Source organism: Pseudomonas lini (assembly GCF_001042905.1).
Classification (GTDB): Bacteria; Pseudomonadota; Gammaproteobacteria; order Pseudomonadales; family Pseudomonadaceae; genus Aquipseudomonas; species Aquipseudomonas lini.
Genome location: NZ_JYLB01000002.1, coordinates 226,300 through 245,171, shown reverse-complemented (window position 1 = coordinate 245,171; position 18,872 = coordinate 226,300). Strand labels below are relative to the sequence as shown.

The 18,872-nt window shown below is 58.6% G+C and carries 17 protein-coding genes; 14 read left to right on the top strand and 3 right to left on the bottom strand.

Annotation, left to right across the window (positions count from 1 at the left end):
• Positions 1-270: 270 nt before the first annotated feature.
• Positions 271-2,553, top strand: a complete 2,283-nt coding sequence (locus TU81_RS05520; protein WP_048393935.1) for a putative bifunctional diguanylate cyclase/phosphodiesterase — start codon at positions 271-273, stop codon at positions 2,551-2,553.
• Here the strand turns inward: TU81_RS05520 and TU81_RS29335 are convergent.
• Positions 2,444-3,340 (bottom strand): NAD(P)-dependent oxidoreductase, encoded by an 897-nt coding sequence (locus tag TU81_RS29335; RefSeq protein WP_082157813.1) that lies wholly within the window; start codon positions 3,338-3,340, stop codon positions 2,444-2,446. The genes TU81_RS05520 and TU81_RS29335 overlap by 110 nt on opposite strands.
• Positions 3,341-3,540: 200 nt before the next feature.
• Here TU81_RS29335 and TU81_RS05505 point away from each other — a divergent pair, with 200 nt between their 5' ends.
• Entirely contained in the window at positions 3,541-5,736 is a 2,196-nt protein-coding gene (locus TU81_RS05505; protein WP_048393933.1) for a hypothetical protein, read from the top strand.
• 309 nt (positions 5,737-6,045) lie between these two features.
• On the opposite strand, the gene TU81_RS05500 is transcribed toward TU81_RS05505, so the two are convergent.
• On the bottom strand, positions 6,046-6,351 hold the full coding sequence (locus TU81_RS05500) for a DUF2288 domain-containing protein (RefSeq protein WP_033059033.1): 306 nt from the start codon (positions 6,349-6,351) through the stop codon (positions 6,046-6,048).
• Between the two features lie 351 nt (positions 6,352-6,702).
• On the opposite strand from TU81_RS05500, the gene TU81_RS05495 reads away from it, so the two are divergent.
• The 9 genes from TU81_RS05495 to TU81_RS05455 all read left to right on the top strand — a co-directional run bounded on the left by TU81_RS05495 (position 6,703) and on the right by TU81_RS05455 (position 14,440).
• Positions 6,703-7,830 (top strand): branched-chain amino acid ABC transporter substrate-binding protein, encoded by a 1,128-nt coding sequence (locus TU81_RS05495; RefSeq protein WP_038979250.1) that lies wholly within the window; start codon positions 6,703-6,705, stop codon positions 7,828-7,830.
• 234 nt (positions 7,831-8,064) lie between these two features.
• Positions 8,065-8,988: a high-affinity branched-chain amino acid ABC transporter permease LivH gene (gene livH, locus TU81_RS05490; RefSeq protein ID WP_030128345.1), complete on the top strand. Its 924-nt coding sequence runs from the start codon at positions 8,065-8,067 to the stop codon at positions 8,986-8,988.
• Entirely contained in the window at positions 8,985-10,253 is a 1,269-nt protein-coding gene (locus TU81_RS05485; protein ID WP_048393929.1) for a high-affinity branched-chain amino acid ABC transporter permease LivM, read from the top strand. Before livH ends, TU81_RS05485 begins: the two co-directional genes overlap by 4 nt.
• Positions 10,250-11,017 (top strand): high-affinity branched-chain amino acid ABC transporter ATP-binding protein LivG, encoded by a 768-nt coding sequence (gene livG, locus TU81_RS05480; protein WP_048393925.1) that lies wholly within the window; start codon positions 10,250-10,252, stop codon positions 11,015-11,017. Before TU81_RS05485 ends, livG begins: the two co-directional genes overlap by 4 nt.
• Entirely contained in the window at positions 11,018-11,719 is a 702-nt protein-coding gene (locus TU81_RS05475) for an ABC transporter ATP-binding protein (protein WP_007906649.1), read from the top strand.
• A gap of 298 nt (positions 11,720-12,017) precedes the next feature.
• Positions 12,018-12,323, top strand: a complete 306-nt coding sequence (locus TU81_RS05470; RefSeq protein WP_038979247.1) for a BufA1 family periplasmic bufferin-type metallophore — start codon at positions 12,018-12,020, stop codon at positions 12,321-12,323.
• Between the two features lie 25 nt (positions 12,324-12,348).
• Entirely contained in the window at positions 12,349-13,203 is an 855-nt protein-coding gene (gene bufB / locus TU81_RS05465; RefSeq protein ID WP_048393922.1) for an MNIO family bufferin maturase, read from the top strand.
• Complete coding sequence (locus TU81_RS05460) at positions 13,200-13,958, top strand: HvfC/BufC N-terminal domain-containing protein (RefSeq protein ID WP_048393920.1); 759 nt, start codon at positions 13,200-13,202, stop codon at positions 13,956-13,958. Before bufB ends, TU81_RS05460 begins: the two co-directional genes overlap by 4 nt.
• Positions 13,955-14,440 carry a DoxX family protein gene (locus tag TU81_RS05455; protein WP_048393918.1) on the top strand — a complete coding sequence of 162 codons (486 nt, stop codon included), beginning with the start codon at positions 13,955-13,957 and terminating at the stop codon, positions 14,438-14,440. Before TU81_RS05460 ends, TU81_RS05455 begins: the two co-directional genes overlap by 4 nt.
• Positions 14,441-14,630: 190 nt before the next feature.
• On the opposite strand, the gene TU81_RS05450 is transcribed toward TU81_RS05455, so the two are convergent.
• Complete coding sequence (locus tag TU81_RS05450; RefSeq protein WP_048393916.1) at positions 14,631-15,545, bottom strand: LysR family transcriptional regulator; 915 nt, start codon at positions 15,543-15,545, stop codon at positions 14,631-14,633.
• Positions 15,546-15,651: 106 nt separating this feature from the next.
• Between TU81_RS05450 and TU81_RS05445 the strand changes: the two genes are divergently transcribed.
• The 3 genes from TU81_RS05445 (at position 15,652) to TU81_RS05435 (ending at position 18,789) form a co-directional block, all read left to right on the top strand.
• On the top strand, positions 15,652-16,251 hold the full coding sequence (locus TU81_RS05445; protein WP_048393914.1) for a short chain dehydrogenase: 600 nt from the start codon (positions 15,652-15,654) through the stop codon (positions 16,249-16,251).
• 163 nt (positions 16,252-16,414) lie between these two features.
• On the top strand, positions 16,415-17,080 hold the full coding sequence (locus tag TU81_RS05440) for a COG3650 family protein (protein ID WP_048393912.1): 666 nt from the start codon (positions 16,415-16,417) through the stop codon (positions 17,078-17,080).
• Between the two features lie 95 nt (positions 17,081-17,175).
• Entirely contained in the window at positions 17,176-18,789 is a 1,614-nt protein-coding gene (locus TU81_RS05435) for an NAD(P)/FAD-dependent oxidoreductase (protein WP_048393910.1), read from the top strand.
• Positions 18,790-18,872 lie beyond the last annotated feature (83 nt).

Sequence of the window (18,872 nt, the reverse complement as noted above, 5' to 3'; positions counted from 1 at the left end):
GGGGCTTCACTGCCAACGCATTCGAGCCCGGAACCGTCAATCTAGTCAGGCTCATCAGCGCTGTCTGTAATTATTCGTAATGCTGATACCCATCCATCGCAGCCAAATGCGGCCCATGCAACAATTCATTTCCAATTGTTCTAAATGCCATTCCAAAAACATTGGCATTAATGTGCCACCACCTCTTGCGCTGCGTGCAAGGCCTCTATACTGCAAGCATTCGCCAGCGCGCATGGCGCAGGCCAGGATGATTCAGAGATGGGGCATGCTATGGAGTGGCTTGGTTTGCATTTCATGACCGGGCTACCGGAGAGCGGGCAGGTCATACTCGATTGCACCCATAACCCTTTTCTGGTGTTGCTGGCCTATCTGGTCGCCTGCACAGCCGGCTTCGCCACGCTGGACATGACCGAACGGGTCGGGCATGTGGAGAAATCCGCCTCTCAACGGCTTTGGCGCTGGGTCGGTGCCGGGTGTCTGGCGGGCGGTATCTGGGCCATGCATTTCATCAGCATGCTGGCGTTCCAGGCGCCGATCGAAATCCAGTACCACCTGCCCACTACCCTGCTCTCGCTGTTATTCGCCCTGACCGCCTCATGGTTGGCCATGTACACACTCAGCCATCCTCAGCTGAATTTCTGGCAATACCTGCGGGCCGCGGTATGGATCGGCCTGGGCATCGCAACCATGCATTACGTGGGCATGGCCGCCCTGCGATCGAATGCGATGGCCTACTACCAACCCGTTCTGTTCGTGCTTTCCATTGTGATCGCCATCGGTGCCAGCCTGGCCGCCCTGTTGATTTCCAGTCACCTGCGCGACGGCGCCGGCGTGCTTCATCAATTGCTCAAATGCACCGCCAGCCTGGTGCTCGGGGCCGGCATCGTCAGCATGCATTTCACCGGCATGGCGGCGTTCAACCTGGTGCTGCCCGCTGGCAGCCTTCAACCGCTGCCCAGCGACAACAATCACCTGCAACTGGGGCTGACGGTGGCAGTGATGACGCTGCTGATCATCGGCAGCAGCATCAGCGCTGCACTGGCGGACAAGAAGCTGCAACACAAGGAGCATGACCTGCAGCGGGTCAACGCCCTGCTCAGTCAACTGGATCAGGCACGTATGTCGCTGCAACAGGTGGCGCATTATGACCCCTTGACCAACCTGATCAACCGCCGGGGCTTCAACCAGATCTTCGCCGAGAAACTCATCGAGAAAACCAACGAAGGCGGCATGCTGGCGGTGATGTTCCTGGACATCGACCACTTCAAGCGGATCAATGACAGCCTCGGCCATGACGCCGGCGACGAATTGCTCAAAGTCCTGGCCAGCCACATCAAAGCCGCGGTGCGCAGCCATGAAGACGTGGTGGCGCGCTTTGGAGGCGACGAATTCTGCATCCTCATCACCCTGTACGACCGTGAAGAAGCGCGGCAAATGGCTCAACGCATCATGCTGAAAATGAAGGAGCCCATCGAGTTGTCCGGACGGCGCATGGTCATGACCACCAGCATCGGCATCAGCCTGTTTCCAGAAGACGGCAAGACCTGTGAAGAACTGCTGAAAAACGCCGACCTGGCGCTGTACCAGTCCAAGGATTGCGGTCGTAACGCTCTGCATTTTTTCAGTTCAAACCTGAAAACCCGCGCCACTCTGGAGTTACAACTCGAAGAGGAACTGCGTCATGCCCTGCGCGAAAACATCGGGCTGATGCTGTATTACCAACCGATCTATGACTTGAGAATCGGCCAGGTCACCAAACTTGAAGCGCTGATTCGCTGGCAACATCCGGTTCACGGATTGCTCACGCCGGATCGGTTCATCGCCATTGCCGAAGCCAATGGCCTGATCGCCGAACTGGACAACTGGGTGCTGCGCAAGGCCTGCGAGGACTTGGGCGAGCTGTCCCGACACGATTGCGAAGAACTCAAAATCGCGGTGAATTGCTCGCCCCTGAACCTGGCGCGAGAAGAACTGGCCAATGAAATCGAACACGCCCTGCACGCCTTCGGGGTGGCACCACATCGACTGGAACTGGAAGTCACCGAGAATGCGCTGATGGGCAATATCACCAATACCCTGGTGTTGCTGCGGCAGATTCGCGCCCTCGGGGTCTCGTTGTCGATCGATGACTTTGGCACCGGTTATTCATCCCTGGCCTACCTCAGGCGCCTGCCATTAAACACGTTGAAGATCGACCGCTCGTTCATTCAGGACATCCCCAAGGCCACCCAGGACATGGAAATCGTCCAGGCCATTATCGTCATGGCCCATACCCTGCATTTGCAGGTCGTTACCGAAGGCGTCGAAACTTTCGAGCAGTACGATTTTCTCGAACGCCATGGCTGCGATTTCGTTCAGGGCTACCTGCTCAGCCGCCCGGTGCCGCTGGCCGAGTTGCGTCCGGTGCTGGCCGAAATCAATCAGCGCAAGCACATGCACAACGTCAATCCTTTGAGTCTGGCTCGCGGTATAGCTGCACTAGCGTCGACGGATCCTTTTCCAGGAACCCCTGCCCCCCATGGAGGCGCATCAGTTGTGCGGCCAATCCGCTGATCGGTGTGGCCGAGCCTTGTTCACGGGAGAATTTTACGGCGCTGTCGAGGTCCTTGAGCAGCGTTCGCACGTGCCATTTCACCGGCTCGAAACGGCTTTCGGCCATTTGCGGCGCGAGAATCTGCAACGGTTTTGAATCGGCGAAACCACCGGCCAGCGCTTCGGCGATCAGGCGTGCGTCGACCCCGGAACGCTCGGCCAGGGCCACCACTTCGGCAATGACCAAGGCATTGCAGGCCACGATCATCTGATTACAGGCCTTGGTCACCTGCCCCGCACCGACGGCGCCCATGTGGGTCACACGCTGGCCAAGGGTCAACAACACCGGCCGCACGCGCGCAAGGTCTGCCGCTTCGCCACCGACCATGATCGCCAGGCTGCCCGCCTCGGCGCCGACCACCCCGCCGGACACTGGCGCATCGAGCCAACTCATGCCGGTTTTACTCGCCAATGCGCTTGCCATTTCTCGCGTCGCGTTGGGTTCCAGGCTGGAAAAATCCACCAGCAACTGTCCGCTTTTCGCACGCTCGGCAACGCCCGCCGGGCCAAACACCACCTCACGTACAACAGCAGTGTCGGCCAGACACAGCATCACCACATCAGCGTGTTGACACAGTTCGGCCGGTGTCGCCACTTGCCGCGCGCCGGCCTCGACCAGCGCTGCGCACTTGGCCGGGTTGCGGTTGCACACCGTCAGCGGATAACCCGCCGCCAACAGGCGTTGGCACATCGGCAAGCCCATCAGACCGATTCCGGCAAACCCCAGCGCAGGTAACGTTGCCATCATTTAGCCTCTTTTTGATTAAAGATCGTCGAATATTGGCCGATTCATCATGAATAAGGAAAGGATTCCCCCCGAGCGATGTTCAGGCCCAGGCCCTGACTCTTGGGCCACATTCGCGCTGCAAAAAAAGACGCGAGATCCCATTCCGTGATGACTCGATGACACTTGTCGCCGAGCCGACCAGTCCAGGTATATGGCGCACAATGACTTCTAAAAATAATCCGGCCACCGCGGTATCCGACCTGACCTTGAGCCCCGCGGCGAACAGCCCCTCATCGTCGAAGCCATTGACCCCGTCGCGTCCGCTGGCGACTCAGCAATACCTGTACTTCACCGAAACCAATACCGACCGTATCCTCGACAACCTCGACGGCCTGCGCGACCTGGTGTTCCCGCGCCCGCCGCACCTGGAAGGTGACAACGAACAGCACAGCGATCAGGAATTCCCGTCGGTGTGCCTGATCGGCCTGGGCCGCTGTGGTTCGAACATCGCGCTGGACGTGGCGGAGCTGGTGTACAACGCCCGCAAGTTCTACCTCAACGAATTCAACAACGAAGACCGCCTGTCGCCAGACAAACGCTACGCCGAAAAGGGCTACAGCCCGGCGCAGTGGATTCGCAATAACCTGCGCCTGGGGACGAACAAGGCCAGCAAACCGGTGTTTCTGGTCGAGCCGCTGGTGATGCTCGGCGACCTGGACAAGGACATCGCCGGTCGAATCCGTTTCTCGCGCAAGGGCGAAAAAAGCGGCTTTTTGCGCGACTACAGCAAAATGAAAATCATGGACTTGTCGGAAGTCCACGCCGGTGGCGCCGGTAACGCGCCGATCCTCGGCCAATACCTGGCCAAGATCATCCTGAACAAGGACACCCAGCGGTTTTCCAGCCCTGACTGGAAGATGATTCACTCGTACCTGATCGACAGCTGCGGGATCAAGGCCAACCAGTCGCGCCTGTATTTCTCGATCTTCAGCGCCGGCGGCGGTACCGGTTCGGGCATGGCCTCTGAGTTCGGCCTGGCCCAGCAGCACTCATACATGAACAAGACGTTCGACACCAAGCCTGTGGACGAGCACGACAGCAAGAGCGGTCATTCCTTCGTCTTCGAGCCGATCTTCACCAGCGGTATTTGCGTACTGCCGAACATTTCCGATCACCGCAGCGAAATGTCCGAGGCGCTGCACATCAACGCCGGTCGCCTGCTGTGCAAATACCTGTCGGAAGAGTGGGACTTCTCCTACAACTTCGCCAACGAAGACAGCAGTGAAGCCAGCGTCATGGGTCGTATCCGCCCATGGAACGCGATGATGCTGATTTCCAACGACATCATGCGTTATGCCGAAGAAAGCGATGACGGCAACATCCAGAACATTGATGTCAATGCCATGGAAAAGCACGCCAACCAGTACATCTCACAGCAGATCTTCAACATTCTGACAGCCCAGGCGGTCACTACCGACTACGACCAGAACTATTTCCGTCGTGCCGGCATCGACATCGGCGAAACCATTCGCCTGGACGCCAACGACCTGTTCATGAGCCTGGCCGGCCCGGTGGCAATTGCCTACGCCGAGTCCGTGGTGCCGGAAACTCCGCCGCCGAGCAGCGACAAGTTCAAAGTGTTCGAGAAAGAGCCGCAGCGCCTGAACATCGACGACCTGTTCTTCCGCTCCATCGACCTGCCGCACTTCAACAAGGTCACCCAGGCAATCGAAGGCATCAGCCTGCTGCCGATCGAGTCCAAGCGCTATCGCGCTTCGCTTGAGCAGTACAAGAATTCGGGCTATGACGCGGCCGCGTTGCACGACCTGCACTTCTTCAAGAATTGCTCGTCGGTGGTGTCGATTGTTTCGCTGCCCAAAGACTACAAGCTGTCCTACATGGACCTGAACCGGTTGAAGACCCACCTCAACAGCCTGTTCCCCAACACCACGCTCAAGCGTTATGCGCTGGTGATCGGCGCCTCGGCCAACCTGTCGCTGACCACTTTGATCGCCAAGAGCCCTTGCCTGTCGGACGACTTCCTGACGCTGATCGTGGCCTTCATCAAGCGCTGCTTCGCGAAAAACCCGTACCGCTTCGACGAGACGCTGGATAACTCGATCCTGGACTTCATCATCAATGAAGACTTCGACGAAGACCGCATCGACGAGCTGCTCAACGAATTCGAAAACCCGGCGAAAATCCTCGATACCAACTGGTACGCGATCAAACCGATGTACGAGAAGAAGTACCGCGAGCTGATCAACGACAAGGACAAGTTTGTCTCGATCAATGACATTCGTTTGTCCCGGGATTGCGTGAAGAAGGCGATCAAGTATCTGCGCGAGATTTACCGTCACCGGATTGGCAAGACCAAGGTTATTTCCTTGAATAACCATACGGGCAAGACGGCTTAAACCGCGGCGACCCCATTCGCGAGCAAGCCCGCTCCCACATTTGATCGCATTCCTTCTGGAGGAACCCGGTTAAATGTGGGAGCGGGCTTGCTCGCGAAAGCGGTCTGATACTCACCGCATCAGCCACCGATTTACCAACATCCAGAAACAATTAAGCAGCCAATCGGCTGCTCAATAAACTGTTCCCGTTACGTTTACGTCACCCTCGCCAAGACCCTTCTGTGGCCTTTCTCTACGGCAACATGCCATCACGCTACTCGGCTACACACTTTTCACCGGCAAAGATGCGCACCAATTAAGTGCATAGACTCAGCTCGTCGCCCTTTCCTGGATCAGAATCCACGGCGAAACCACCACGGCCCAAAGCTCCGGATCGCGCTCGAAAAGATCCAGCGCCCGCGTTTCAGACAGCTTGGCGACCTTGTCGGCGGCCAGCCAGGCAGCGACTTTCTCGCCTTCATCGGTTGCCACTGCTTCTGCTGCAGCGATCAAATCCAGGCCTGGATCGACCCACAATAGGGCACCCTTGGCGAAGAACGGCTCCAACTCTTTCCAGGTAATAGATGCGGTCTCACCAAGCAGCTTGGCATAGAGGGTGCTAGGTTCTTGAGTCATGGGCTTCTGTCCGCAAAGAAAATCGACGTGAATGATAACGTCGGTATTGCGCCAGAAAAACCCGGATGCAATTGCATTACCGATTGAAAAAAGCAGGAAAGCCAGGGAATGCTGCTGAACTCAAGTATTAGCCAGCTAACATCCCGCCGTGATTCTGTCTTTTTCTTTCAATAAAGCGACACCCTCAGGTTTTGCCCCCTGGCGCCAGCTTCCCAGGCTAACAATCGGCGCTCTACACTGTACCGGTACAGTTGCCGGGGGCATTTTCCGGAGGATATCAACGATATCTGACCCGGTTCTGCTGCTACGGCGCCAGGACTATAAAAACTACAACAGTAAGAGTGGAGCACTATGACTAAGGCTACTAAGCAGATTTCAAAACTGTTTGCCGCTATGGTTCTGGCCGGGGTTGCCAGCCATTCGTTCGCCGCTGACACCATCAAGATCGGCATCGCCGGCCCTAAAACCGGCCCTGTAGCCCAATACGGCGACATGCAGTTCAGTGGCTCCAAAATGGCCATCGAACAAATCAACGCCAAGGGTGGCGTCGACGGCAAGAAACTCGAAGCCGTTGAATACGACGATGCCTGCGATCCAAAACAAGCGGTTGCTGTCGCGAACAAAGTCGTCAACGACGGCGTCAAGTTCGTGGTTGGTCACCTGTGCTCCAGCTCCACTCAACCGGCGTCCGACATCTACGAAGACGAAGGCGTGATCATGATCACTCCGGCTGCCACCAGCCCGGACATCACCACTCGCGGCTATAAAATGATCTTCCGCACCATCGGTCTGGACAGCGCCCAGGGCCCTGCCGCCGGTAACTACATCGCCGATCACGTCAAACCGAAAATCGTTGCTGTTCTGCACGACAAACAGCAATACGGTGAAGGCATCGCCAGCGCCGTGAAGAAAACCCTGGAAGCCAAAGGCGTCAAGGTTGCCGTGTTCGAAGGCATCAACGCTGGCGACAAAGACTTCTCTTCGATGGTCTCCAAGCTCAAGCAAGCCAACGTCGACTTCGTCTACTACGGCGGCTACCACCCGGAACTGGGTCTGCTTCTGCGTCAATCCCAGGAAAAAGGCCTGAAAGCCAAGTTCATGGGTCCGGAAGGCGTGGGTAACGACTCCATTTCGCAGATCGCCAAGGAAGCTTCCGAAGGCCTGCTGGTGACCCTGCCGAAATCCTTCGACCAGGATCCGGCCAACATCGCCCTGGCTGACGCGTTCAAAGCCAAGAAAGAAGACCCGAGCGGTCCGTTCGTGTTCCCGGCCTACTCGGCTGTGCAAGTCATCGCCGAAGGCATCAAGGCCGCCAAGAGCGAAGACACCACCAAAGTGGCTGAAGCTATCCACAAGGGCACGTTCAAAACCCCGACCGGCGACCTGTCTTTCGACGACAAGGGCGATCTGAAGGACTTCAAATTCGTGGTTTACCAGTGGCACTTCGGCAAACCTAAAACTGAAGTTTCGCCTCAGTAAGGCCTTGGCCTGACTGACTGCCAATAAAGCCCACGGCGTGCCGTGGGCTTTGTTTTACGAACGTAATTGGGCCGCGCTGGCGTGATCCGCCAGTCTCCCCACCTGAAAATCTCAAAACCGTCATCAGCGGTTCGCTGGCAAACCTCGAATTCGAAGTGGATGCAGATCCACGGGGCTCGAGCGGGAAAATGACTCCACCAGTGAAATGCGTATCAGGTTTTTAGGAGCGCTGTAATGCCTGACATCTATCACTTTTTCCAACAGCTGGTTAACGGTCTGACCGTTGGCAGCACGTATGCCCTGATCGCCATCGGCTATACGATGGTTTACGGCATCATTGGAATGATCAACTTCGCCCACGGCGAGGTGTACATGATCGGCTCTTACGTGGCGTTCATCGCCATCGCCGGGCTGGCCATGATGGGGCTCGACAGTGTCCCGCTCTTGATGACCGCGGCTTTCATCGCGACCATCGTCGTTACCAGTGCCTACGGTTACAGCATCGAACGGATCGCCTATCGCCCCCTGCGCGGCAGCAACCGTCTGATCCCGCTGATCTCCGCCATCGGCATGTCGATCTTCCTGCAGAACACGGTTCTGCTGGCGCAAGACTCCAAGGACAAATCCATCTCCAACCTGATCCCTGGCAACTTCGCCATCGGGCCAGGTGGCGCACATGAAGTGCTGATTTCCTACATGCAAATCGTGGTGTTCGTGGTGACCCTGGTCGCCATGCTCGGCCTGACGCTGTTCATCTCCCGTTCTCGCCTGGGTCGCGCCTGCCGCGCCTGTGCCGAAGACATCAAGATGGCCAACCTCTTGGGTATCAACACCAACAACATCATCGCCCTGACCTTCGTCATCGGTGCGGCACTGGCGGCCATCGCGGCTGTGCTGCTGAGCATGCAATACGGCGTGATCAACCCGAACGCCGGTTTCCTGGTCGGCCTCAAGGCCTTCACCGCCGCAGTATTGGGCGGTATCGGCAGCATCCCCGGCGCAATGCTCGGCGGGCTGGTGCTTGGGGTGGCGGAAGCCTTTGGTGCCGATATTTTCGGCGACCAGTACAAGGACGTCGTGGCGTTCGGTCTATTGGTTCTGGTGTTGTTGTTCCGGCCAACCGGCCTGTTGGGCCGTCCGGAGGTTGAGAAAGTATGACTAGGAATCTTAAACAGGCGTTGTTCAGCGCCTTGCTGGTGTGGGCTGTTGCCTACCCGGTACTCGGTCTGAAACTGACCATTGTCGGCATCAACCTCGAAGTCCATGGCACCAGCACTGCAACGCTGATCACCATTGCCGTGTGCTCGGTGCTGATGTTCTTGCGGGTGCTGTTCGACCAGCAGATCAGCTCGGCCTGGAAAGCCTCGCCCAACCTGCCGGTGATGCCGGCCAAGGCCAGTCACTTCCTGACCCTGCCGACGACTCAACGCTGGATCATCATCGCGTTAGTCGTGGGTGCACTGGTCTGGCCGTTCTTCGGCTCCCGCGGGGCGGTGGACATCGCCACCCTGGTGCTGATCTACGTGATGCTCGGCCTGGGCCTGAACATCGTGGTCGGCCTGGCTGGTCTGCTCGACCTCGGTTATGTCGGCTTCTACGCCGTGGGCGCCTACAGCTACGCGCTGCTGTCGCACTACTATGGCCTGAGCTTCTGGATCTGCCTGCCGATTGCCGGGATGATGGCGGCCACGTTTGGCTTCCTGCTCGGTTTCCCGGTGCTGCGTTTGCGCGGTGACTACCTGGCAATCGTGACCTTGGGTTTCGGTGAAATCATCCGTCTGTTCCTGCGTAACCTGACCGACCTCACCGGCGGCCCGAACGGCATCAGCAACATTCCCAAGCCAACGCTTTTCGGGCTGACCTTCGATAGAACTGCCGCAGATGGACTGCAGACCTTCCACGAGTACTTCGGCCTGACCTACAACCCGGTAAACAAGGTGATCTTCCTTTACCTGATCGCGGTGTTGTTGTCGCTGTTCGCCCTGTTCGTCATCAACCGTCTGCTGCGCATGCCCCTGGGCCGTGCCTGGGAAGCGCTGCGTGAAGACGAAATCGCCTGCCGTGCGCTGGGGCTCAATCCTACGGTCATCAAGCTGTCGGCCTTCACCCTCGGTGCTGCGTTCGCCGGTTTCGCCGGTAGCTTCTTCGCCGCGCGCCAAGGCCTGGTGACACCGGAGTCCTTCACCTTCATCGAGTCGGCGACCATCCTCGCCATAGTGGTGCTGGGCGGCATGGGCTCGCAACTGGGCGTCGTACTCGCCGCCACGGTGATGATCCTGTTGCCGGAAATGATGCGTGAGTTCAGTGAATACCGCATGTTGATGTTCGGCGCCTTGATGGTGCTGATGATGATCTGGCGTCCTCAAGGTCTGCTGCCGATGCAACGCCCCGAACTTAAATTAAGAGCGGAGCCGCGCAAATGAGCCGTGAGATCCTTAAAGTAGACAACTTGAGCATGCGCTTCGGCGGCTTGCTGGCGGTCAACGGCGTAGCCCTGAGCGTGAAAGAAAAACAGGTGGTGGCATTGATCGGCCCCAACGGCGCCGGCAAGACCACCGTGTTCAACTGCCTGACCGGTTTCTACAAACCGAGCGGCGGCAGCATCCTGCTCGACGGCGAGCCAATCGAAGGCCTGCCCGGCCACAAGATCGCCCTCAAAGGTGTGGTGCGGACCTTCCAGAACGTACGGCTGTTCAAGGACATGACCGCGGTCGAGAACCTCTTGATCGCCCAACACCGTCACCTGAACACCAACTTCCTGGCCGGTCTGTTCAAGACACCGGGCTTTCGCAAAAGCGAACGTGAAGCCATGGAGTTCGCCGAGTACTGGCTGGACAAGGTCAACCTCAAGGCGTTCGCCAACCGTCCGGCCGGCACCCTGGCCTACGGTCAGCAACGTCGTCTGGAAATCGCTCGCTGCATGATGACCCGTCCGCGGATCCTCATGCTCGACGAACCGGCCGCCGGCCTGAACCCGAAGGAAACCGAAGACCTCAAAGCGCTGATCAGCATGTTGCGTGAAGAGCACAACGTCACCGTGCTGTTGATCGAACACGACATGAAACTGGTCATGAGCATTTCCGACCACATCGTCGTGATCAACCAGGGCACGCCCCTGGCCGATGGCACGCCGGAACAGATCCGCGACAATCCTGAAGTGATCAAAGCCTACCTGGGGGAAGCGTAAATGCTGCAGTTCGAAAACGTTTCCACCTTCTACGGCAAGATCCAGGCGCTGCACAGCGTCAACGTCGAAGTCCGCCAGGGCGAGATCGTGACCCTGATCGGCGCCAACGGTGCCGGCAAGTCGACCCTGCTGATGACCCTCTGCGGTTCGCCGCAAGCCCACAGCGGCAGCATCCGCTACATGGGCGAAGAGCTCGTCGGCCAGGACTCGTCGCACATCATGCGTAAAAGCATCGCCGTGGTCCCGGAAGGTCGTCGGGTGTTTGCCCGTCTGACCGTGGAAGAGAACCTCGCCATGGGCGGATTCTTCACCGACAAGGGCGATTATCAGGAACAGATGGACAAGGTCCTCGGACTTTTCCCACGCCTGAAAGAACGTTTCGCCCAACGCGGCGGCACCATGTCTGGCGGCGAACAGCAAATGCTCGCCATCGGCCGTGCGCTGATGAGCAAGCCCAAGCTGTTGCTGCTCGACGAGCCATCGCTGGGCCTGGCACCGATCATCATCCAGCAGATCTTCGACATCATCGAACAACTGCGCAAGGACGGTGTAACGGTGTTTTTGGTGGAGCAGAACGCCAACCAGGCACTGAAAATCGCTGACCGTGCCTACGTGCTGGAAAACGGCCGGGTGGTGATGACAGGGACAGGTGAAGCGCTGTTGACCGACCCGAAAGTGCGCGAAGCGTATCTTGGTGGTTGAGCCTTGGCGGTAAACAAAAAAACGGCCTTCGCGGCCGTTTTTTTATGCCTGACACAAACCTCACAACAATGAAGATCTCCGTAGGAGCTGCCGAAGGCTGCGATCTTTTGATCCTGATCTTCAGTGTTTCAGAAAAGATCAAAGTCAAAAGATCGCAGCCTTCGGCAGCTCCTACGGGGGTCTGCGTGTTTTTTTGAGTTTTTTTCGTTGGGGCTGTAACGCATCGCCCTGTCGTTTCTCTAGAGCAGTAAGCAAGCACAAATGCTTGCCAATCCAAGCTCAATTTCGGAGAAACATCATGACTGCTACCACCCGCACCCTGTCCGCCACCGCCCTGGTTCTGGCCCTCGGTTCTGCCTTGAGCATTGCCGCTGTCTCCACTGCCCATGCCGCTGACGACAACATGGAAAAATGCTTCGGCGTGGCCATGAAAGGCAAGAACGATTGCGCCGCAGGCGCTGGCACCACTTGCGCCGGCACTGCAAAAACCGATTACCAGGCCAATGCCTGGAAACTCGTCCCTAAGGGCACCTGCACCACCACGATGAGCCAAACCTCGCCAACCGGTTTTGGCCAACTGGAAGCCTACAAAGCCAAGTCGTAATCAGCACCCAGCCTGAGTGTCGACCATGAACTATTTATCTTCCGGGCTCCCGCCCCGCTCCGGGCTGGGGCTCAAGACCGAGCACTTTCGTGAAGTGCTCGGTGCACAACCGGACATCGGTTTCTTCGAAGTCCACGCCGAAAACTACATGGTGGCCGGCGGCCCGTTTCATCATTTTCTGGGGTTGATTCGCGAGCATTATCCGCTGTCGCTACACGGCGTTGGCCTGTCCATTGGTGCCGAAGGTCCGCTGGATGGCCAGCACCTGCAAAGGCTTGCCGCGCTGATCGAACGCTATCAACCCCAATCCTTTTCCGAACACCTGGCCTGGTCCAGCCATGGTCCGGTGTTTCTCAATGACCTGCTGCCCCTGGCCTACGATGCGCCGACGCTGAACCGCGTCTGCGAGCACATCGATCAGGTGCAAAGCACCCTCAAACGCCCGATGCTGCTGGAGAATCCGGCGACGTATCTGGCGTTCCAGCGCTCGACAATCGATGAAGCCGACTTCATCAGCGAAGTCATTCGCCGCACTGGCTGCGGCCTGCTACTGGACGTCAACAACGTCTACGTCTCCTGCATCAATCACCAAAGGGATCCGCTGGCCTACATCGACGCGCTGCCGCTGCAGGCGGTGGGAGAGATTCATCTGGCCGGGTTTGCTGAAGACACCGACAGCCTCGGCGATCGTCTGCTCATCGACGATCACGGTGCGCCCATCGATAACGCGGTGTGGACGCTGTACAAGCGAGTACTGGAACGAATCGGCCCGATCGCCACGTTGATCGAGCGCGACAACCAGTTACCGGCCTTCAGCGTGCTGCATGCCGAAGCCCGTCAGGCCGATGAGTTGCTGCATTGCGCGGGGGGCCGGCCATGAGCACTCAAGCCGCTTTTGCCGCCGCCCTGCTCGATCCGCAACGACCCTGCCCCGAGGGTTTGTTCAGCGCCAATGGCGCCGATCCCGCCAGCCGTTTCGCGGTGTATCGCAACAATGTGCAGAGCTCGCTGATCAACGCCCTGGCCGACAGTTACCCCGTGGTTTCGCAGTTGGTGGGCGATGAGTTCTTCCGCGCGATGGCGGGGCTGTATGTACAGCGTTGCCCACCTCAAGGCCCACTCATCAACGATTACGGCAAGGACTTCGCCGAGTTCATTGACCGCTTTGAACCGGCAGCCAGCGTGCCTTATCTGGCCGACATGGCGCGGCTGGAGCGGTTGCGCGTTCAGGCCTATCACGCCGCCGACGCCCAGCCGTTGCGCCATGAACAGATTGCTGCCGCACTGTCGGACCCGCAGGCGCTGAGCGAACTGACGGTCGGGTTTCATCCCTCCCTGAATCTGCTGACTTCAGCTTTTGCCGTGATCTCGATCTGGGCGGCGCATCAACAGGACGCGACGCTGGCCGGGATCGAACTCGACCACGGGCAAAACGCGCTGGTGTTGCGCAATGGTCTGGAGGTTGAGGTTTTCGCCATCGACCACGGCGCCGGCACCTTCATTCAGAACCTGCAAAACGGCCAGTCCCTGACCCAAGCGTTAGAGACAGCGCCCGCCTTCGACCTCAGCCAAACCCTGGCGCTGCTGATCAGCCACAACGTCATTACCCATTTACACCAGAAGGTATCGCCATGAACACCCACCAGAACCCCATCGCCCGCGCCATCGCGCTGCTGGAAAAAATCCCCCACAGCCTGATCGCCTTTATCGCGCGTTTTTCCATTGCCGCGGTGTTCTGGAAGTCCGGGCAAACCAAGGTGGAAGGCCTGGTCATCGACTTGATCGACGGCACCTTTGAACTCGGCGTACCAAGGCTGGCGGACTCGACTATTCCGTTGTTCCAGAGCGAATATCACCTGCCGCTACTCTCCCCGGAACTGGCGGCGCACTTGGCAGCCTTCGCCGAGCATTTCTTTCCGGTGCTGATTCTGATCGGCTTCGCCACACGTTTTTCGGCTTTGGCACTGCTGGGTATGACGCTGACTATTCAGCTGTTCGTGTACCCCGATGCCTATCCAACCCACGGCACCTGGGTTGCGGTGTTGCTGTACTTGATGGCGACCGGGCCGGGCAAGTTGTCGATCGATCATCTGATTGCCAAGCGTTACGCCCGCTAAACTTCGGATAGATATCCCCTGTAGGAGCTGCCGAAGGCTGCGATCTTTTGATCTTGATTTTCAGCGACTCCGAGAAGAGCAAGATCAAAAGATCGCAGCCTTCGGCAGCTCCTACGCAGATCGTCATTAGTCGATCCAATTGCATCCATCGCCGTTACCGCTACAGCCGATCCAATTACACAAATTCCAGTCACCGTCGAAGCCGATCCAACGCCTCACCACTGCGCTTGAACCAACCCATCAAATAATCCGCCAGCACTTGGGTACGTTTCGGCAAACCACCTTGATACGGGTGCACCAGGTACATCGGCATGCTGCGGGTCTGATAATCGCGCAGGAGCCAGCGCAAACGCCCGTCAGCCAATTCCTCTTGCAGCAAGTACGACGGCAAACGCGCAATGCCCGCGCCGGTCAGTGCGGCTTTTTTCAGCAGGTTGTAATGGTTGCTGGCGAACGGCCCCGACACTCGCACCCGCAGTAACTCGTGCTGCTGGTGATAGAGCCATTCTTCGCGACCGCTGTAATGACTGTTGAGCAGGCAGCGGTGTTCAGCCAGCGCCTGAGGCGTCAGTGGTTCACCGAATCGCTCAAGGTACGCAGGGCTGGCGCAGGTCATCTCGTGCCAGGCCAGCAGCGGACGGGCAACCAGGCGTTCGTCGTTGGCCACTTCCGAGCGGATCGCCAGGTCGAAACCGTCCCGGGACAGGTCACGGTAATTATTGTTGAGCTCCAGCTCGATCTGCACCTCGGGGTATTGCCGGGAAAACTCCAGCAGCGCGCCGTCAAAGAAGGTTTCCCCCAGTGAAACCGGAACCGTCATCCGCACCGGGCCGGCCATGTCGTCTTTCAACCGCGCCAAGGCCTGACGCGCTCGCTCGACTTGAACCACCAGCGCCTGGGCTTGCGGCAACAGCGCCGCGCCCGCCGCCGTCAGGCTCAAGCGGCGTGTGGTGCGTTGCAGCAACACCACGGAAAACCGCGTTTCCAGCAGGCTGATGCGCTTTGAGAGTTGCCCTTTGCTGCAACCCAATTGCTGGGCGGCCAGGGTGAAACTGCCCGCCTCGATCAACACCGCGAACGCCGCCAGATCGTCCATTTCGCTCATCGGATTGTTTCCATTTGAAAACCAAAGGTTGCCTATTAGCCCGCTTATCGATGGAAAAAACCACTCTAAACTTATATTTAAATCCAACCCATTCAGGTACAGCACGATGAAAATTCTTTTGATTGGCGCCTCTGGCACCGTCGGTTCGGCGATTGACCATGAACTGTCCCAGCGCCACGAAATCATCCGTATCGGCCGTAAAAGCGGTGAGTTCCAGGTCGACATCAGTGACAGCGCCTCGATCCGCAAATTGTTCCAACAGACCGGCAACTTTGATGCCCTGATCTGCGCCGCTGGCAGCGTCAACTTCGTGCCGCTGGCGACCATGACCGAACAAGATTTCGAGCTCGGCTTGCGGGACAAGCTGATGGGCCAGGTCAACCTGCTGCTGATCGGCCGGGAATTCGCCAATGACGGTGCATCATTCACCTTGACCACCGGCATCCTCAGCCACGATCCGATTCGTACCGGCAGCTCAGCCTCCATGGTCAACGGCGCCCTGGACAGCTTCGTCCGTGCAGCGGCGATCGAACTGCCGCGCGGCCTGCGCATCAACTCGGTCAGCCCGAACGTGCTGGTCGAAGCCATGGGTAGCTACGCCCCGTACTTCCGTGGTTTCAAACCGGTGCCCGCCGCCGAAGTGGCGCTGGCCTACGCCAAAAGCGTAGAAGGCTTACAGACCGGCCAGACTTACCGCGTCGGCTAAACCGCCAGAATCAAAAGATCGCAGGCTTCGCCAGCTCCTACAAAAGGCTCGGCGTACCCCCTGTAGGAGCTGCCGCAGGCTGCGATCTTTTGATCTTGCTTTGCAGGGTTGTGATGAGCGGTCAGGCTAAGTAACGTGGCGACACTTGTCAGGAGACTCAAAGATGCGTGTTGCCCGTTCCTTAGTGCTTGTTACCCTGCTTCCGCTGTTCGCCGCCTGCCAGTTGCTTGATGGGCCGCGCGAAAGTGCTTCCCATGTGGGCCAGACCCGCATGCAGGGCCAGTTGACGGCGGCCGACGGCAAGTTGCTGTTCCAGCCGTGCAATGAGCAGCGCAGTTATGTGGTCAATGACACCGGCGGCACCAGCGTTCTGCAAGAGGCCGCGACCCTGGCCGATGATCAGGGCAAGTTGTTTGCTGACGTGCGTGGCCGGATCGTTGCCAGTGGTGCCGATAGCCGGCTCGATCTGGGGCAGCTGTACCGCGTCGAGCGCTCGGGCACGGCGTGTGACGATCCCAATTTCAAACAATTGATTCTGCGCGCCGCCGGCCATGGCCCTGAGTGGAACGTCAAAGTCAGCGGCAAAGGCATGGTCATCGACCGCGCCGGCCAGCCGCCCTTGGCCCTGCCGTACGTTGAAGAGCAACTGGGCGATGGTCGCTTCAACCTGAGCACCGAAGCCAACAATCAGCGCATCGAGCTCTGGGTCGCGCCGCAACGCTGCGTCGACAGCAGCACCGGCAGCGTGCAGCACATGAGCGCCGAACTCCGCATCGATGGCCAAGTGCAACGCGGCTGTGGGTATTTCGGCGGATCACGTAACGACTGATCGTTTTTGCCTCACGGGAATCATCCTTTGAGGCTTATAATCGCGGGCTTCAAACGCCTTGGCGCAGTTGTGCGCCCCGCGAACCGGATCCCGTCATGTTACGAATCACCGAACTCAAGCTGCCGATCGACCATCCCGAAGAAGACCTGCGCCCTGCCATCGTGCAGCGCCTGGGCATCGCCAGTGATGACCTGCTCGATTTCACCTTGTTCAAGCGCAGCTACGATGCGCGCAAAAAGTCCTCCGAACTGTGCTTCATCTACACCATCGACCTCAACGTTCGCGATGAGGCGTCGGTGCTGCACACATTCGCCGATGACCGTAACGTCAGCGTGGCGCCGGATGTCAGCTACAAAGAGGTCGGCCAGGCGCCGGCCGACCTGAGCCAGCGCCCGATCGTGGTCGGGTTCGGCCCCTGCGGGATTTTCGCCGGGCTGCTGCTGGCGCAGATGGGCTTCAAGCCGATCATCCTCGAACGTGGCACCGAAGTGCGTCAGCGCACCAAGGACACTTGGGGCCTGTGGCGCAAAAGCGTGCTCAACCCCGAGTCCAACGTGCAATTCGGTGAAGGCGGCGCGGGTACGTTCTCCGACGGCAAGCTTTACAGCCAGATCAAGGACCCGAAATTCATCGGTCGCAAAGTCCTGCATGAGTTCGTCAAGGCCGGCGCGCCGGAAGAAATCCTCTACGTCAGCAAACCGCACATCGGTACGTTCCGTCTGACCGGTGTAGTGGAAAACATGCGTGAGCAGATTCGCGCCATGGGCGGCGAAGTGCGCTTCCAGCAGCGTGTCACCGATGTGTTGATCGAGGACGGCCAACTGGTCGGCGTCGAGCTCAATGGCGGTGAGCAGATCCATTCGAAACACGTGATTCTGGCCCTCGGCCACAGTGCCCGGGACACCTTCCGCATGCTTCACGGCCGTGGTGTGTTCATGGAAGCCAAGCCGTTCTCGGTGGGTTTCCGCATCGAGCACCCGCAATCGCTGATCGACCGCGCGCGCCTGGGCAAATACGCCGGGCACCCGAAACTCGGCGCTGCCGACTACAAACTGGTGCACCACGCCAGCAACGGTCGTTCGGTCTACAGCTTCTGCATGTGCCCGGGCGGCACCGTGGTGGCAGCGACCTCCGAGCCGAACCGCGTGGTCACCAACGGCATGAGCCAGTACTCGCGTAACGAGCGCAACGCCAACTCCGGGATCGTCGTCGGGATCACCCCGGAAGTCGATTATCCAGGTGGCCCACTGGCTGGCATCGAGTTGCAGGAACGCCTGGAATCCCACGCTTTTGTGTTGGGCGGCAGCAATTACGAAGCACCGGCGCAACTGGTTGGCGACTTCATTGCCGGCAAACCGTCGACCGAGTTGGGCAGCGTCGAACCGTCCTACAAGCCGGGTGTTGCCTTGGGCGATTTGGCCCTGGCTTTGCCGGCGTTCGCCATCGAAGCCATTCGCGAAGCCTTGCCGGCGTTCGAGAAGCAGATTCGTGGCTACTCGCTGCACGACGCCGTGTTGACCGGGATCGAGACGCGCACCTCGTCGCCACTGCGGATTACCCGTAACGAGTCGATGCAAAGCCTGAACGTGAAGGGCTTGTTCCCGGCGGGTGAAGGCGCGGGTTATGCGGGCGGGATTCTGTCGGCGGGTGTCGACGGGATTCGGATTGCCGAAGCAGTGGCCCGAGACATCCTCGGCCTCGAAGCGTGACCCAATTTAAATGTGGGAGCGGGCTTGCTCGCGAAAGCGGTGGATCAGCCAACATCTCTGTTGAATGTGAAACCGTATTCGCG

Coding starts and splice junctions, on each gene's coding strand:
- TU81_RS05520 (WP_048393935.1), top strand. CDS start 271: ATGGAGTGGCTTGGTTTGCATTTCATGACCGGGCTACCGGAGAGCGGG.
- TU81_RS29335 (WP_082157813.1), bottom strand. CDS start 3,340: ATGATGGCAACGTTACCTGCGCTGGGGTTTGCCGGAATCGGTCTGATG.
- TU81_RS05505 (WP_048393933.1), top strand. CDS start 3,541: ATGACTTCTAAAAATAATCCGGCCACCGCGGTATCCGACCTGACCTTG.
- TU81_RS05500 (WP_033059033.1), bottom strand. CDS start 6,351: ATGACTCAAGAACCTAGCACCCTCTATGCCAAGCTGCTTGGTGAGACC.
- TU81_RS05495 (WP_038979250.1), top strand. CDS start 6,703: ATGACTAAGGCTACTAAGCAGATTTCAAAACTGTTTGCCGCTATGGTT.
- livH (WP_030128345.1), top strand. CDS start 8,065: ATGCCTGACATCTATCACTTTTTCCAACAGCTGGTTAACGGTCTGACC.
- TU81_RS05485 (WP_048393929.1), top strand. CDS start 8,985: ATGACTAGGAATCTTAAACAGGCGTTGTTCAGCGCCTTGCTGGTGTGG.
- livG (WP_048393925.1), top strand. CDS start 10,250: ATGAGCCGTGAGATCCTTAAAGTAGACAACTTGAGCATGCGCTTCGGC.
- TU81_RS05475 (WP_007906649.1), top strand. CDS start 11,018: ATGCTGCAGTTCGAAAACGTTTCCACCTTCTACGGCAAGATCCAGGCG.
- TU81_RS05470 (WP_038979247.1), top strand. CDS start 12,018: ATGACTGCTACCACCCGCACCCTGTCCGCCACCGCCCTGGTTCTGGCC.
- bufB (WP_048393922.1), top strand. CDS start 12,349: ATGAACTATTTATCTTCCGGGCTCCCGCCCCGCTCCGGGCTGGGGCTC.
- TU81_RS05460 (WP_048393920.1), top strand. CDS start 13,200: ATGAGCACTCAAGCCGCTTTTGCCGCCGCCCTGCTCGATCCGCAACGA.
- TU81_RS05455 (WP_048393918.1), top strand. CDS start 13,955: ATGAACACCCACCAGAACCCCATCGCCCGCGCCATCGCGCTGCTGGAA.
- TU81_RS05450 (WP_048393916.1), bottom strand. CDS start 15,545: ATGAGCGAAATGGACGATCTGGCGGCGTTCGCGGTGTTGATCGAGGCG.
- TU81_RS05445 (WP_048393914.1), top strand. CDS start 15,652: ATGAAAATTCTTTTGATTGGCGCCTCTGGCACCGTCGGTTCGGCGATT.
- TU81_RS05440 (WP_048393912.1), top strand. CDS start 16,415: ATGCGTGTTGCCCGTTCCTTAGTGCTTGTTACCCTGCTTCCGCTGTTC.
- TU81_RS05435 (WP_048393910.1), top strand. CDS start 17,176: ATGTTACGAATCACCGAACTCAAGCTGCCGATCGACCATCCCGAAGAA.